The 14,707-nt window shown below is 40.4% G+C and carries 15 protein-coding genes and 1 tRNA gene; 10 read left to right on the top strand and 6 right to left on the bottom strand.

Features of this window, described 5'->3' with window-relative positions; translation table 11 throughout:
• Positions 1-10: 10 nt before the first annotated feature.
• Positions 11-1,807, bottom strand: coding sequence for a translation elongation factor 4 (gene lepA, locus FCR2A7T_RS01470; protein WP_023569491.1), 1,797 nt, complete (start codon positions 1,805-1,807; stop codon positions 11-13).
• 267 nt (positions 1,808-2,074) lie between these two features.
• On the opposite strand from lepA, the gene dusB reads away from it, so the two are divergent.
• On the top strand, positions 2,075-3,067 hold the full coding sequence (gene dusB, locus FCR2A7T_RS01465; protein ID WP_023569490.1) for a tRNA dihydrouridine synthase DusB: 993 nt from the start codon (positions 2,075-2,077) through the stop codon (positions 3,065-3,067).
• A 138-nt stretch (positions 3,068-3,205) separates the two neighbouring features.
• Here the strand turns inward: dusB and FCR2A7T_RS01460 are convergent, their stop codons facing one another.
• The 3 genes from FCR2A7T_RS01460 to rbfA form a co-directional block, all read right to left on the bottom strand.
• Positions 3,206-4,633, bottom strand: a complete 1,428-nt coding sequence (locus FCR2A7T_RS01460) for an MATE family efflux transporter (RefSeq protein WP_023569489.1) — start codon at positions 4,631-4,633, stop codon at positions 3,206-3,208.
• A 153-nt stretch (positions 4,634-4,786) separates the two neighbouring features.
• Positions 4,787-5,986 (bottom strand): ABC transporter permease, encoded by a 1,200-nt coding sequence (locus tag FCR2A7T_RS01455; RefSeq protein ID WP_023569488.1) that lies wholly within the window; start codon positions 5,984-5,986, stop codon positions 4,787-4,789.
• A 1-nt stretch (position 5,987) separates the two neighbouring features.
• Positions 5,988-6,380: a 30S ribosome-binding factor RbfA gene (gene rbfA, locus FCR2A7T_RS01450; protein ID WP_023569487.1), complete on the bottom strand. Its 393-nt coding sequence runs from the start codon at positions 6,378-6,380 to the stop codon at positions 5,988-5,990.
• 247 nt (positions 6,381-6,627) lie between these two features.
• Here rbfA and mce point away from each other — a divergent pair, with 247 nt between their 5' ends.
• From mce to FCR2A7T_RS01435, 3 genes are all read left to right on the top strand, one after another.
• The gene (gene mce, locus FCR2A7T_RS01445; RefSeq protein ID WP_023569486.1) at positions 6,628-7,032 is read left to right on the top strand and encodes a methylmalonyl-CoA epimerase; all 405 of its coding nucleotides are present in this window, start codon (positions 6,628-6,630) and stop codon (positions 7,030-7,032) included.
• 46 nt (positions 7,033-7,078) lie between these two features.
• A tRNA-Ile gene (locus FCR2A7T_RS01440) sits at positions 7,079-7,152 on the top strand.
• Between the two features lie 274 nt (positions 7,153-7,426).
• Positions 7,427-7,636, top strand: coding sequence for a hypothetical protein (locus FCR2A7T_RS01435; RefSeq protein WP_131473132.1), 210 nt, complete (start codon positions 7,427-7,429; stop codon positions 7,634-7,636).
• 27 nt (positions 7,637-7,663) lie between these two features.
• Here FCR2A7T_RS01435 and FCR2A7T_RS01430 read toward each other — a convergent pair whose 3' ends face one another.
• Complete coding sequence (locus FCR2A7T_RS01430) at positions 7,664-8,254, bottom strand: riboflavin synthase (RefSeq protein ID WP_023569484.1); 591 nt, start codon at positions 8,252-8,254, stop codon at positions 7,664-7,666.
• Between the two features lie 57 nt (positions 8,255-8,311).
• Here FCR2A7T_RS01430 and pdxA point away from each other — a divergent pair, with 57 nt between their 5' ends.
• The 6 genes from pdxA to accC all read left to right on the top strand — a co-directional run bounded on the left by pdxA (position 8,312) and on the right by accC (position 13,304).
• Positions 8,312-9,361, top strand: a complete 1,050-nt coding sequence (pdxA, locus tag FCR2A7T_RS01425; protein ID WP_023569483.1) for a 4-hydroxythreonine-4-phosphate dehydrogenase PdxA — start codon at positions 8,312-8,314, stop codon at positions 9,359-9,361.
• Positions 9,362-9,431: 70 nt separating this feature from the next.
• The gene (locus FCR2A7T_RS01420) at positions 9,432-9,965 is read left to right on the top strand and encodes a YceD family protein (RefSeq protein ID WP_023569482.1); all 534 of its coding nucleotides are present in this window, start codon (positions 9,432-9,434) and stop codon (positions 9,963-9,965) included.
• 9 nt (positions 9,966-9,974) lie between these two features.
• On the top strand, positions 9,975-10,169 hold the full coding sequence (rpmF, locus tag FCR2A7T_RS14935) for a 50S ribosomal protein L32 (protein WP_081709356.1): 195 nt from the start codon (positions 9,975-9,977) through the stop codon (positions 10,167-10,169).
• 163 nt (positions 10,170-10,332) lie between these two features.
• Positions 10,333-11,331: a beta-ketoacyl-ACP synthase III gene (locus tag FCR2A7T_RS01415; RefSeq protein ID WP_023569481.1), complete on the top strand. Its 999-nt coding sequence runs from the start codon at positions 10,333-10,335 to the stop codon at positions 11,329-11,331.
• A gap of 26 nt (positions 11,332-11,357) precedes the next feature.
• Positions 11,358-11,840, top strand: coding sequence for an acetyl-CoA carboxylase biotin carboxyl carrier protein (gene accB / locus FCR2A7T_RS01410; RefSeq protein ID WP_023569480.1), 483 nt, complete (start codon positions 11,358-11,360; stop codon positions 11,838-11,840).
• Positions 11,841-11,957: 117 nt separating this feature from the next.
• The gene (accC, locus tag FCR2A7T_RS01405) at positions 11,958-13,304 is read left to right on the top strand and encodes an acetyl-CoA carboxylase biotin carboxylase subunit (RefSeq protein ID WP_023569479.1); all 1,347 of its coding nucleotides are present in this window, start codon (positions 11,958-11,960) and stop codon (positions 13,302-13,304) included.
• 162 nt (positions 13,305-13,466) lie between these two features.
• Here accC and FCR2A7T_RS01400 read toward each other — a convergent pair whose 3' ends face one another.
• On the bottom strand, positions 13,467-14,621 hold the full coding sequence (locus FCR2A7T_RS01400; RefSeq protein WP_051369488.1) for a C1 family peptidase: 1,155 nt from the start codon (positions 14,619-14,621) through the stop codon (positions 13,467-13,469).
• Positions 14,622-14,707: the final 86 nt, after the last annotated feature.

Below are 14,707 nucleotides of genomic sequence, written 5' to 3'. Positions count from 1 at the left end.
AAAGGAACGATTAGTCATTTAATTTCAAAACCGCCATAAATGCTTCTTGAGGTATTTCTACATTCCCCACTTGACGCATACGTTTTTTACCTTTTTTCTGTTTTTCCAATAATTTACGTTTACGGGAAATATCTCCTCCGTAACATTTTGCCGTAACGTCTTTACGTAAGGCTTTGATGGTTTCACGAGCGATGATTTTCGCACCAATCGCGGCCTGAATCGGAATGTCAAATTGTTGTCTCGGGATTAACTCACGCAATTTCTCGCACATTTTTTTACCGATGTTATAAGCATTGTCTTCGTGAATCAAGGCCGAAAGCGCATCCACTGATTGTGCATTTAATAATACATCCAGTTTTACCAGTTTTGAAGTACGCATCCCGATTGGATGGTAGTCAAACGATGCATATCCTTTAGAAACGGTTTTCAACCTATCATAGAAGTCGAATACGATTTCCGCCAACGGCATGTCGAAATTCAATTCCACACGCTCGGTAGTTAAATAGGTTTGGTTAGTGATTAGTCCGCGTTTTTCAATACACAAACTCATTACGTTCCCCACAAAATCCGCTTTGGTAATGATTGTCGCTTTAATATAAGGTTCTTCCACACGGTCTAATTTGGAAGGTTCGGGTAAATCCGATGGGTTGTTCACCACAAGAGCCACTTCCGGTTCTTTTTTAGTGTAGGCCAAATACGATACGTTGGGAACCGTAGTGATTACCGTCATGTCGAATTCACGCTCCAAACGCTCCTGGATAATTTCCATGTGCAACATTCCTAAGAATCCGCATCGGAAACCAAAGCCTAAGGCTGCTGAACTTTCCGCGGTAAATACCAACGAAGCGTCATTCAGCTGCAGTTTCTCCATCGAGGCACGCAAGTCTTCGTAATCTTCGGTGTCTACCGGATAAATTCCGGCAAATACCATTGGTTTTACATCTTCGAAACCGGTAATCATGTTAGTAGTAGGGGTTTTTGCGTCGGTTAACGTGTCACCCACTTTTACTTCTTTTGCTTCTTTAATTCCAGAGATCAAATAACCCACGTCTCCTGCAGAAATAACCTGTTTCGGCACCTGATTTAATTTTAGGGTACCGATTTCGTCGGCAAAATATTCGTTCCCCGTTGCCATGAATTTAATTTTCTGGCCTTTACGGATTTCCCCGTTTTTCACTCGGAAAATAACTTCGATGCCTCGGAACGGATTGTACACCGAGTCAAAAATCAAGGCTTGTAACGGTTCGTTCGGATCGCCTTTCGGAGCCGGAATGCGTTCGATAATTGCTGCAAGGATGTTCTCCACACCAAATCCGGTTTTTCCTGAAGCGTGAATAATGTCCTCTAACTTACAGCCTAATAAATCGATAATATCGTCACTCACTTCCTCCGGATTCGCGCTTGGCAAATCCACTTTGTTCAATACCGGAATAATTTCCAGGTCGTTTTCCAAAGCCAAATATAAATTCGAAATTGTTTGTGCCTGAATACTTTGTGCAGCATCCACAATCAATAATGCTCCTTCGCAAGCGGCAATCGAACGGGAAACCTCATACGAGAAATCCACGTGTCCCGGAGTATCAATCAGATTCAGAATATATTGTTCGCCTTTGTAGGTGTATTCCATCTGAATGGCGTGACTTTTAATGGTAATTCCACGTTCGCGCTCCAAGTCCATGTTGTCCAACAGTTGGGCTTTTTCCTCGCGGGCGGTTACGGTTTGGGTAGCGGCCAATAAACGGTCGGCCAGCGTACTTTTCCCGTGGTCAATGTGTGCAATAATGCAAAAATTTCTAATATGCTTCATCTTCGTTCTTTGTCAAAATTATTTTGGCGTTTCCTTTCAGGCCGGGCTTTTCGCTGTATCTTTTTTTGGTCATTTCGAGAGCCTCAATGACCAAAAAAAGGATGCCGCTGCAATCCCTAACGCATACTACTGTACTACTTTAAAGGTAGTGAATTAATCGGCAAATATAGTCAAAGTTTTGATTGGAGAATGCAGATTAATCACCAGAAACGTTAAACCTTAACCTAAACTCATAAAAATTCGTAATTTTGCGGCAAAATGAAGAAGATGGTCAAGATTGGCAACATAGAATTACCTGATTTCCCTTTACTGCTCGCGCCTATGGAAGACGTGAGTGACCCGCCGTTTCGTCGTTTGTGCAAGCAGCACGGTGCCGACCTGATGTACTCGGAATTTATTTCCAGCGAAGGACTGATCCGTGATGCTATGAAAAGCCGAATGAAATTGGATATTTTCGACTACGAACGTCCTGTCGGCATTCAGATTTTCGGAGGGGACGAGGAAGCAATGGAACTATCTGCTAAAATTGTCGATACGGTGCAGCCGGATTTGGTGGATATTAATTTCGGTTGTCCGGTAAAAAAAGTAGTTTGCAAAGGCGCTGGTGCCGGCGTGTTGAAAGATGTCGATTTAATGGTGCGCTTAACCAAAGCCGTAATCAAAGGGACGAGTCTTCCGGTAACGGTGAAAACCCGCCTGGGTTGGGATGAAAATTCCATCAATATTGATGAAGTAGCCGAGCGTTTGCAGGATATTGGCGTACAAGCCTTAACGATTCACGCGCGCACCCGTGCCCAAATGTACAAAGGACATTCGGATTGGTCGCACATTCAGCGTGTGAAAGAAAATCCGAGAATTACCATGCCGATTTTCGGTAACGGAGATATCGATTCGCCTCAAAAAGCGTTGGAATATAAAAACAAATACGGTTTGGACGGTATGATGATCGGTCGCGCTGCTATCGGTTATCCATGGATTTTCGATGAAATTAAACATTATTTTAAAACCGGCGAATTGTTACCGCCACCCGATATGGAAGCCCGTATCCAAGCCGCACAAAACCACCTGACCTGGTCGATGGAATGGAAAGGCGAACGGGTAGGTATTGTGGAAATGCGTCGTCATTATACCAACTATTTTAAAGGAATTCACAATTTTAAGGAATACCGACAAAAATTGGTGACGAACGACAGTGCAGAAGAATTAATGAAAATTTTTGATGAAATCCGTGATGCGTATTCGGATTATCAGATAGTTTAATTTTATCCTGCAAGGTTTTTAAAACTTTATAGGTTTGAAAATAAAAAAGCCCGCCTAATTTTAAAGTGACGGGCTTTTGTTTTAGTATTTATTCAAAACAGTTCTGTTCTTCGTCGGAAAGACAAAAGAATAAGTAAACTAAACTTGTATTTTTTTCCATTTTCCTTTTTTGTAGAGTACAATACTCGCTAAAGTAATGGCAGTTTCAGCAATCGGTACGGCCATGAAAACGCCGGTTGGACCCATTTTAAAATGTTTTGCCAAAACATAAGCCAGCGGAATCTGGAACAGCCAAAATCCGAAAAAGTTCACCCCCGTAGGGGTCCAGGTATCTCCGGCACCGTTAAAGGTGTTGATCAGTACCATTCCGATTCCGTAGAAAATATAACCTAAACTCATGGTTTGTAAGGCTTCCACGGCAATATTTTGAACGATGGTGTCATTCGTAAAAAAGGAAACAATGTAACGGGCAAACAACAAGGTAATCACCATAATCGTCGCCATGAAAACGGTATTGTATTTGGCTGTCGTAAAAACGGATTTCTCGGCGCGTTCTACCTGTTTAGCGCCTAAATTTTGTCCGACCAGAGTCGCGGCCGCATTACTCAGTCCCCAAGCGGGGAGTATGAAAAACATCATAATCCGCAACGCGGTCTGGTACCCTGCCGAACCGTGATCGCCTCCCGTGGTTGCTACCAATTGCGCTAAGAAAATCCAACTGCATGAAGCGATTACGAATTGCAAAACGCCCGGTGCGGCAATTTTGGCTATGTGTTTTATCTGTTCGAAATCGGGAATAAAATAAGAAGGGATGATTTTTAAAATCCCTCTTCCGTTAAATAAATGGTAAGCCTGATATAATACACCGATACTTCTTCCGATAGTGGTGGCCATCGCGGCACCAATCAATCCGAAAGCGGGAATCGGTCCGAAGCCGTTAATTAAAATCGGACATAAAATAATATTACACAGGTTGGCCAGCCACAAACTGCGCATAGCAATGGCGGCATTCCCGGCACCACGAAAAATTCCGTTAATCAGGAACAGTAACATGATGCACAAACTTCCGCCCATCATGATACGGGTGAAATTCACCCCGTAATCGGCCGCTTCCTGTGAAGCGCCCATTAACAACAGTATGTCTTTGGCATAAATAAATCCGAAAACACTGATTATGGAGTTAATTACGAAAGCAATAATAATCGCCTGCATTCCGGCTTTGGCGGCTGCAACCGGGTCTTTTTCACCAATGCGTCTTGCCACTACAGCGGTGGCGGCCATGCTGATTCCAATGGCTAACGAATAGATGATGGTAATTACCGATTCCGTTAAGCCTACGGTTTGAATTGCAAAACTGCTGTGTTCCAAATGCCCTACGAAGTACAAATCGACCAAAGCGAAGACGGATTCCATCATCATTTCCAGTACCATCGGGATGGCTAAAAGAATAACGGCTTTTTTAATGCTTCCGCTGGTGTAATCAAAGGATTCGTCGCCTTTGATAGCAGTTTTTAGGGTGGTTAAAATTCGGGAAAAAGTATTTTTTGAAGTGGTTGCTTCTGTCATGATATATTAGGATTAAATGAGTATTTCCGAGTTGAAAAACTCGGTTAAAAGTGGGGTCCTAATTATCTCCGGATAAGTAAAGGACTAGACAAAAACAATCATGGGCGTTCAGTTATATTTAGAGCAAATATAAAAATAAAATCTGAAGTCGAATTAATCGAGTAAATTTTTGCTCACACGGCTCGAAGCAATCCAGGAAGCAATGAGCCCGAGTGCGATGATGGTGCCCAGTACAATCAGTACATTCAAAACTTCAAGCTGAATCGGATAGGCCATAGAAGGGGTAATCATAATCAGGGCAAATTGTTGCTGCAAAATAACAAAAGCAATTCCGAGCAATAATCCGATAATGCCCCCAAAGAAGGTTAGCAAACTGCCCTGTAGTAAAAAAATGTTTCTCAGATGTTGGATTTCCGCGCCCAAATTGAAAAGTGTTTTCAGGTTGGCTTTCTTGTCCAAAATCATCATAATTAAAGCGCCGACCAAATTGAAAAGGGCTACAATAATTACTAAAGTAAAGATGAGGTATACCGCAATGTTTTCGGTATTCAGCATTTTGTATAAACTGTCGTTGAGTTGCGCTCGTGTTTTAATCTGGGCTTTAGAGTCAAAAATAGTTTCAAGCTCGGTAATCGCTGCTTCTTCCGTTGCGTCCGGTTTGAGTTTCATTTCGAGTGCCGTAACCTGATTGGGTTTGTATTGCAACAATTCCTGCGCCAAGGTCAAATCGGCAAAAACGTATTTCCGGTCCAAATCGTCGTTAATCGCATAAATCCCTATTGGCGTCAAAAAAGCTTCGTTAAAGGCTTCGCTTGGATCTTCAATGGCGCCTTTTCCGGGTTTCGGTACAAAAACCTCCAGATGATTGTTGAAATCAAACAATCCCATTGAAAGTTTGTTGGCAATTCCATAGCCCACTACCACTTGTGACGTGTTGGGTGCAAGCCATTGGCCGGCATAGATTTTCTTTTCGAACGGATTGGTTTTTTTGAAAATACTGTCTACTCCTTTTAAATAAGCGACTTCCTGTTTTCCGTTGAAGGAAAAAAGCACGCGTTCTTCAATTGTTTTGCTGTATAGGGCAATATTTTTAGACTGTTTCAGGCGGTTTTCCTGTTCAGCCGAAAGGGTTAATGATTTTCCAACGGGATTTGTGATTTTAAAATCCGGATCGGTATCGTTGGCAAACGAAAGACTGAATTCCCGCAATCCGCTAAAAACGGACAAGACTACAAAGAGCGCCATGGCACTAACAATAATGCCCACGGTAGCAATGCCGGTAATGATATTAATGGCAGTGCTTTTGCTGAAACTTATCGTATAGCGGCGCGCTATGTAAAACGGGAAATTCAACTTATGATTTCTTTCTTTTGTCTAAAAGGTCGCGGTTTTCAATCGGGTTTTCTTCTCCTTTTAAGGCAGTGTCAATTTTTTCGATATAATCCAAACTGTCATCGATGTAAAAAGTCAGATTCGGTACACGGCGCAATTGTTGTTTTACGCGTTGTGCCAAATCGTGTTTTATTAAGGGGGTGTTGGTACGAATCGCTGCTAAAAGTTCCGGACCTTTGTCTACCGGAAAAATGCTTAAATACACTTTTGCTACCGATAAATCTGTAGTTACATTCACTTTCGATACAGAAATAATCAGATTGCTGATCCCGTTTTTACGTACTTCTCCCTGCAAAATATCCACTAAATCCTTTTGCAAAACCGTTCCTATCTTTTTTTGTCTGTTTGTTTCCATGGTGCAAAAATACGATTTTTTTAAGTTACAACGTTTCAAAGTGGTAAAGAGACAAAGTTTAGGGGTAAGTTTTCTTTTTTGGAGCGAATGGGCAGTGCTTTTTTGCGGTCCGTTTTCCTGCTGTCCGCTTTATCTTTTTTTGATGCCTTCGAGAACCTCAGTCACCAAAAAAAGGATGCCGCTCCCATCAGGGCTATAAAAGAAAGTCTTTTGAAATTTTGTTAACTTTGTTGTCAAATTAAAAAAAATGAGAAAAATAGAACATATAGGAATTGCAGTAAAAGATCTGGAAGTGTCCAATCTTGTTTTTGAAAAACTATTCGGAGCGCCGGCTTACAAGCAGGAAGAAGTGGCCAGTGAAGGGGTGAAAACGTCTTTTTTTATGAACGGTCCTAATAAAATTGAGTTGCTGGAAGCTACCAATCCGGACAGCCCGATTGCGAAATTCATCGAGAAGAAAGGAGAAGGTATCCACCATATTGCTTTTGATGTGGAAGATATCGTTGCCGAGATAGAAAGATTAAAATCGGAAGGGTTTACGGTTTTGAACGAAATTCCTAAAAAAGGTGCTGATAATAAGCTGGTTGCGTTTCTTCATCCGAAAGGTACGAATGGGGTTTTGGTAGAACTGTGTCAAGAAAACCCGAATTAATTTTTGTCAGCACAAAAAATAATAGTAATATTGCAACCTCTAAACCGGTCCTATAGCTCAGTTGGTTAGAGCACCTGACTCATAATCAGGTGGTCCCTGGTTCGAGCCCAGGTGGGACCACAACGGTAAAAGGCCTTGGTAAAACAAGGTCTTTTACTAAGGTTTATTAAGATTTTGTTTTTTTGAATTAAGAAAAAATTAAGATTTTTTTCAAAACATATTTGTTTTATAGAAAAATCTTTCTATTTTCGTTAAATAAGGTATCGGTGTTAACCTGGTTAAATCACCGACTAATGTTAATGTTGTTCTGATAAAATATAAACAGAATATTAAATTTTGATAAAAAAATAAATTTCTTTTTTGTCGGGAAGTTAATTTTCATATTTTTACGCCCATGAAAAATAGCCTACATAAAATAATGTTGAGTGCGGTAGTATTGTTAAATGCTTCAGTGGCTTTTTCGCAAGAAGCACCACCGCCACCACCACCAACTCCGCCGCCAGGTCTTCCTGTTGATGCCGGAATAGTATTTCTTGTTGTAGGCGCGTTAGGTTTAGCCGGTTATTACATAAAAACTATAAACACAAAAAAAGCTTCAAATTAATTTGAAGCTTTTTTTTATTGTTAAAGGTTAGTTTCTCAGTTCGTGTAAACGTGCCACATATTTTCCCACAACGTCAAACTCAAGGTTTATTTTTGTTCCTATTTTAAAGTTTTTGAAATTGGTGTGTTCCAAAGTGTAAGGAATGATGGCTACACTGAATTCGTTTTCTTTTGAATTAACTACCGTGAGACTTACACCGTTCACGGTTATCGATCCTTTTTCAATAGTGATGTTGTTTAATTTGCGGTCGTATTCGAAAGTGAAATAAATACTGCCGTTGGCATCTTCTATTTTTTTACAAACACCAGTTTGGTCCACATGGCCCTGAACAATGTGTCCGTCCAAACGATCGCCTAACTTCATGGCGCGTTCCAAATTCACGGTGTCCCCAATTTTCCAGTCACCCAAGTTGGTCTTTTCAATGGTTTCCTTTATTGCGGTTACGGTATAGGTGTCGTTTTCGATTTTTACTACCGTAAGACAGATGCCGTTATGGGCAACACTCTGGTCGATTTTCAGTTCGTCGGTAATGGAAGAACCTACCGTAACGTGAATATTGTCATTTTCTTTCCGAATATCCTGAATAGTTCCAAGAGTTTCGATAATTCCTGTAAACATAACTATTTATTTTGCTAAATTTGCACATCCAAAATTAGGAATAAATAACTAGTCGTCATGGTTAAAAAAGCAGAAAATATAATTGTAGGGATTTCCATAGGAGATTTGAACGGTATCGGAAGCGAAGTAATTTTAAAAACCTTCGAAGATACACGTATGCTTGAACTTTGCACGCCGGTTATTTTCGGGAACGTAAAAATTCTTTCCTTTCTTAAAAAAACACTGAATCTGGAGGCAAGCCTTCACGGTATTGATAAGCTGGATCAGTTGGTTTTTGGAAAAATCAATGTGCTGAATGTGTGGCGTGAAGGAGTTAATATCGAATTCGGGACAAATGACGAGGCGGTTGGAAAATATGCTGTTAAGTCTTTTGTTGCGGCTACGAAAGCGTTGAAAGAAGGGTTGGTGGATGTTTTGGTGACGGCTCCTATTAATAAGTATAACATACAGTCGGAAGAATTTCATTTTCCGGGGCATACTGATTACCTGAATCAGGAATTGGAAGGGGATGCCCTGATGTTGATGGTTCAGGACAATTTGCGGGTAGGATTGTTAACCGATCATGTGCCGGTCAATGAAGTTTCGGCCCATTTAACTGAGGCGTTAATCCGAACCAAGCTGACAACTATTAACAAGACATTGCTTCAGGATTTCGGAATCACAAAGCCAAAAATTGCAGTTTTAGGATTGAATCCGCATTGTGGTGATCACGGCGTTATCGGAAAAGAAGATGATGAGGTAATTAAGCCGGCGCTGAAAAAATTATTTGACGAAGGAATGATGGTTTTCGGGCCTTACTCCGCAGACAGTTTCTTCGGTTCGGGACAATATGAAAAATACGATGCGGTTATTGCGGCCTATCACGATCAGGGATTGATTCCGTTCAAGACCCTGTCGTTCGGGAAAGGTGTGAATTATACCGCAGGATTGGATAAGATTAGAACATCTCCGGATCACGGTACGGCATATGAAATCGCCGGAAAAGGACTGGCGGATTACAATTCGTTTAAAGAGGCTGTTTATTTAGCACTGGATGTGTTTCATAACCGAAACGAATACAAAGAGTTGGTAAAAAACCCTTTGAAAACAAAGCAAAAACAGTTATAAACAAAAAAATGTTTACAACTCGTTTGAATTTACAATAATTTTATATCTTTGCACGCTCAAAACTGTTGGTATGAATATTCAGAAAGATTTTTTAATCCCGTTTGTGGGGTTAAAGTTGGGGAAACATCAGTTTGATTATCAAATAGATAAAAAGTTCTTTGAGGGCTTTGAATTTGACGAATACAATGATGTCAATATCAAAGTGGAGTTGGTTTTGGATAAGAAGAGCACTATGCTCGAACTTGCTTTTAAACACAAAGGGACTGTAAATGTACCTTGTGATTTAACCGGTGAGGAATTTGATCTGCCAATAAAAGGAAAGCTGAACCTGATTGTGAAATTCGGAGATGCTTTTAATAATGAGAATGATGAGTTGCTGATTTTGCCTCACGGTGAATTTCAGGTAGATGTGGCTCAGTATATCTATGAGATGATAGTGCTTTCGGTGCCTTCAAAACGCGTTCACCCTGGGGTGAAAGACGGGACTTTGAAAACCGAAGCTATTGAAAAGCTCAATGAACTGGCTCCGAAAGAGCAACATAAAGAAGAAGAAAATAATGATCCCCGTTGGGATAAATTAAAACAACTATTAACGGATAAATAATATAGTAAGATGGCACATCCTAAGAGAAAAACCTCGAAAACAAGAAGAGATAAGAGAAGAACGCATTACAAGGCGTCAGTTCCTCAAATTGCAACATGTCCAATAACTGGAGAAGCACATTTGTATCACAGAGCTTACTGGCATGAAGGTAAAATGTATTACAGAGGTCAAGTTGTTATTGACAAGCAAGTAGCGGAAGCTTAATCCGAAAAATGAATAGAGAAAACTCTCACTGTGTGGGAGTTTTTTTTGTTAAAACCTATTCGAAACTAATTAAGTAGTAATAAAAGAATATAGGTTTGGGATTTTTTTTGTAATTTCCACCACTTTTTGAAATCTTTTTTTCAGGAAGAAAAATACAACTTTTATGAATAAAATAACAGCCGCTATTACAGCAGTGGGCGCCTACGTTCCGGACTTTGTTTTATCAAACCAAGTATTGGAAACCATGGTCGATACCAATGACGAATGGATTACCTCTCGTACCGGAATCAAAGAAAGAAGAATGCTAAAAGAAGAAGGGCAAGGGACTTCTTTTATGGCGATACGAGCAGCGCAAAACCTGTTTGAAAAAGCAGGGATCGATCCGAAAGATATCGATTTAGTAATTATGGCTACGGCAACCCCAGATATGCCGGTAGCATCTACAGGAGTGTATGTTGCCACTCAAATCGGAGCGGTTAACGCTTTTGCTTACGATTTACATGCAGCATGTTCCAGCTTCCTTTACGGAATGTCTACCGCATCTGCCTATATTGAATCAGGACGTTACAAAAAAGTACTGCTGATTGGTGCCGACAAAATGTCTTCCATTATCGATTATACCGACCGAGCCACGTGCATCATCTTTGGAGATGGCGCCGGAGCCGTATTGTTTGAACCTAACGCGGAAGGTTTAGGATTCCAGGATGAGTTTTTAAGAAGTGATGGTGTAGGTCGTGAATTCCTGAAAATCGAAGCAGGCGGATCTATTTTACCCGCTTCGGAAGAAACGGTTAAAAACAAACAGCATTATGTATTCCAGGACGGGAAAACCGTATTCAAATATGCTGTTTCCGGAATGGCTGATGTGAGCGAAAAAATCATGGAACGCAACAATTTGTCGAAAGACGATATCAATTGGTTGGTAGCACATCAGGCCAATAAGCGTATCATTGATGCTACAGCAAACCGAATGGGATTGGATGATGAGAAAGTTTTAATCAACATTCAAAAATACGGAAACACTACTTCCGCGACCTTACCTTTGTTGTTAAGCGATTTTGAAAGTCAGTTGAAAAAAGGAGATAATATTATTTTTGCAGCCTTTGGCGGTGGTTTCACATGGGGAGCCATCTACTTAAAATGGGCGTATAACAAACAATAACAAACCAAAACCAAATTTAGAATAGTATGGATATCAGAGAAATTCAAAACCTAATCAAATTTGTAGCAAAATCAGGTGCTACAGAAGTAAAATTAGAAATGGATGATTTTAAAATCACCATCAAAACCACTGAAGCCGGAGCAGCTGAAACGACTTATATTCAGCAAATGCCTATGCAGGCGATGCCTCAGGTTGCAGCACCAGTTGCACCAGTTGCAGCACCGGTTGCTCCAGCACCAGTTGCTCCAGCAGCAGACGAAAATTCAAAATACATTACTGTTAAATCTCCGATGATTGGTACTTTCTACAGAAAACCGTCTCCAGACAAACCGATGTTTGTGGAAGTAGGAAGCACAATTTCTAAAGGCGACGTAGTTTGTGTAATTGAAGCAATGAAATTATTCAACGAAATCGAAGCGGAAGTTTCCGGTAAAATCGTTAAAATTTTAGTGGATGATGCTTCTCCGGTAGAATTCGACCAACCATTATTCTTAGTAGATCCGTCTTAAAAATTAGAAATTAGAATTCGGAAGTTAGAAGTGTTTTAGATTAGAAGTGATTCTGTTCTAAATTCTAAATTCTAAACTCTAAATTCAATTTATTGTCTAATAATCTAATTGAAAAAGATGTTTAAAAAAATATTAATCGCAAACAGGGGAGAGATTGCATTGCGCATCATCAGAACCTGTAGAGAAATGGGAATCAAAACGGTTGCGGTGTATTCCACTGTAGATGCGGAGAGCTTGCACGTTAAGTTTGCAGACGAAGCAGTTTGTATCGGACCAGCACCAAGTAATCTTTCCTATTTAAAGATGTCCAATATTATTGCTGCTGCAGAGATTACCAATGCAGACGCAATTCACCCGGGTTACGGATTCCTTTCTGAGAATGCTAAATTCTCTAAAATCTGTCAGGAACATAATATTAAATTTATTGGTGCTTCTCCGGAAATGATTGACAGAATGGGTGACAAAGCTTCTGCAAAAGCTACCATGAAAGCGGCTGGAGTACCCTGTGTGCCAGGTTCTGATGGGCTATTGGAGTCTTTCGAACAAACAAAAAAATTAGCAAAAGAATTCGGCTATCCAGTTATGCTTAAAGCAACTGCTGGAGGTGGAGGAAAAGGGATGCGTGCCGTTTGGAAGGAAGAAGAATTGCTGAAAGCTTGGGAAAGTGCCCGCCAAGAAGCGGCAGCCGCTTTCGGAAATGACGGTATGTACATGGAAAAACTTATCGAAGAACCACGTCATATCGAAATTCAGGTAGTGGGTGATTCTTACGGTAAAGCTTGTCACCTTTCGGAAAGAGACTGTTCCGTACAGCGTCGTCACCAAAAATTAACTGAAGAAACGCCTTCTCCATTCATGACGGATGAGTTGCGTGAGAAAATGGGTGAAGCGGCTGTAAAAGCGGCTGAATTCATCAAATACGAAGGAGCTGGAACGGTAGAGTTCTTAGTGGACAAACACCGAAACTTCTACTTCATGGAAATGAATACCCGTATTCAGGTAGAGCACCCGATTACAGAACAGGTTATTGATTATGACTTGATCCGTGAGCAGATTATGGTGGCGGCCGGAATTCCGATTTCAGGTAAAAACTACTTGCCACAGTTACACTCCATCGAATGTCGTATCAATGCAGAAGATCCTTATAACGATTTCCGTCCGTCTCCGGGTAAAATTACAGTTTTACATGCACCGGGAGGACACGGAGTACGTTTGGATACTCACGTTTATGCAGGGTATACAATTCCGTCAAATTACGATTCCATGATTGCAAAGTTGATTACTACTGCGCAAACCAGAGAAGAAGCAATCAATAAAATGAAACGCGCTCTGGATGAATTCGTAATCGAAGGCATCAAAACTACGATTCCGTTCCACAGACAGTTGATGGACGAACCGGATTATGTTGCCGGAAACTACACCACGAAGTTTATGGAGACCTTCAAAATGAAAGATCCTGAATAATTCAAAATAAAAAATCCCATCCGCCAAGCGTGATGGGATTTTTTTATATAATTTTTTTGGCAAATTTTAGATAAAATAAAACCCGACTCCACAAAAAGAGTCGGGTTTTATTTTGATTGCTTCACCAGTTCGCCTTCGGCTCCTCCGTGTGAAGATTATTTCTTAAACACCTAATTTCTTAGCGATAGGGGCAGGAACTGCTTTTTTGTGTAACATGATAGCCGTTGCTTTGTATTTAGCGAACTCCTTGCTCATGTACAAATAGCCTTTGTAGTCGTTTGTAGTTCCCCAAGAGTTTTTCACGATATAGTATTCTTTACCGTTTTGGTCTTTTGAAATTCCAACAATGTGCATTCCGTGATCGTCTGTAGTAGTGTAGTTGTCAAAAGCTTTCTGACGCATTTCTTCGGTAACAACCATTTCTTTTTTGGGTCCGTTGAACATGTCTGCTTTTTCTTCAGCCGTCATTTCTTCCACTCTTTTCTCAGGAACAAAAGCCACTCCGTTTTTCCAAGAGAAACTTTTTTCACTAACATCACCAGCCCAAGCTACACTGTATCCGTTTTTCAATGCGTGATCAATCGTTTCTGTTAATTCGTTCATTTTTACGTTGTAAACCTGATCGAAAGACCAGTTGTCCGGTACCATTAAAGTGAATTTAGTGTAATACGGATATTCCTGTAAAGAAGAAATTTCAACATAATCATCGGCATTGATACCTACTACTTCTTTAGCAAATGTTTCTGGAGTGTAGGTTTTTCCGTTGTATTGGAACGATTTTGGAGTTTGTCCCAAATACGAATCAATTACAGCCGTATACGCTTTTTCCCAGTTTGGCGTCAATTCGCCATTTGGATTGCTCACCACCGCTTTTAACAAGCTTTCGGTTAACGCCGCCATTTCGGCAAATTTATTTTTATCGGTGCCATAATTTAAACCGGTATACACCGATTGAGGAACTGCTCCGTATTTTTTATACATATTGATTACATCGTGAAAGGCACCACCATCGCCTAAAGCAACCGAACCGTGCATACGAACATAATTTCTTCCTTTTTCTACATATGCATTGCGCGCAGAGAAAATTTGAGAAAGTTCTACCGGTTTTTTACCCATGCGGATCATTTCCGATTCTAAAAAGGAGTTGGCCGAATAGCTCCAGCACGTTCCTGATGAACCTTGGTTTTTAACAGAGGTATTCTCGATGTTTATAACATCCGTAAATTTATAAAGTTCTTTACTTTTTTCGCTGGCATTGATTTTTAGCGAATTCACTAAGTTGTCTTGTGCGAATGCGGATGCCATGCTGACAATCATCGACGAAGCCACAAGAAACGGTTTAATAGGAATAGATAACATAGTTTTAATTTTTGGTTTCACTATAGGTTGGTAAAAGTATAAAT

This window comes from Flavobacterium cauense R2A-7 (genome assembly GCF_000498475.1).
Taxonomy (GTDB): domain Bacteria; phylum Bacteroidota; class Bacteroidia; order Flavobacteriales; family Flavobacteriaceae; genus Flavobacterium; species Flavobacterium cauense.
This window is presented reverse-complemented; position numbering and strand designations above follow the sequence as displayed.

Excerpts from the sequence above, each read along its gene's own strand:
- lepA (WP_023569491.1), bottom strand. The coding sequence starts at position 1,807 with ATGAAGCATATTAGAAATTTTTGCATTATTGCACACATTGACCACGGG.
- dusB (WP_023569490.1), top strand. The coding sequence starts at position 2,075 with ATGGTCAAGATTGGCAACATAGAATTACCTGATTTCCCTTTACTGCTC.
- FCR2A7T_RS01460 (WP_023569489.1), bottom strand. The coding sequence starts at position 4,633 with ATGACAGAAGCAACCACTTCAAAAAATACTTTTTCCCGAATTTTAACC.
- rbfA (WP_023569487.1), bottom strand. The coding sequence starts at position 6,380 with ATGGAAACAAACAGACAAAAAAAGATAGGAACGGTTTTGCAAAAGGAT.
- mce (WP_023569486.1), top strand. The coding sequence starts at position 6,628 with ATGAGAAAAATAGAACATATAGGAATTGCAGTAAAAGATCTGGAAGTG.
- FCR2A7T_RS01435 (WP_131473132.1), top strand. The coding sequence starts at position 7,427 with ATGAAAAATAGCCTACATAAAATAATGTTGAGTGCGGTAGTATTGTTA.
- FCR2A7T_RS01430 (WP_023569484.1), bottom strand. The coding sequence starts at position 8,254 with ATGTTTACAGGAATTATCGAAACTCTTGGAACTATTCAGGATATTCGG.
- pdxA (WP_023569483.1), top strand. The coding sequence starts at position 8,312 with ATGGTTAAAAAAGCAGAAAATATAATTGTAGGGATTTCCATAGGAGAT.
- FCR2A7T_RS01420 (WP_023569482.1), top strand. The coding sequence starts at position 9,432 with ATGAATATTCAGAAAGATTTTTTAATCCCGTTTGTGGGGTTAAAGTTG.
- rpmF (WP_081709356.1), top strand. The coding sequence starts at position 9,975 with ATGGCACATCCTAAGAGAAAAACCTCGAAAACAAGAAGAGATAAGAGA.
- FCR2A7T_RS01415 (WP_023569481.1), top strand. The coding sequence starts at position 10,333 with ATGAATAAAATAACAGCCGCTATTACAGCAGTGGGCGCCTACGTTCCG.
- accB (WP_023569480.1), top strand. The coding sequence starts at position 11,358 with ATGGATATCAGAGAAATTCAAAACCTAATCAAATTTGTAGCAAAATCA.
- accC (WP_023569479.1), top strand. The coding sequence starts at position 11,958 with ATGTTTAAAAAAATATTAATCGCAAACAGGGGAGAGATTGCATTGCGC.
- FCR2A7T_RS01400 (WP_051369488.1), bottom strand. The coding sequence starts at position 14,621 with ATGATTGTCAGCATGGCATCCGCATTCGCACAAGACAACTTAGTGAAT.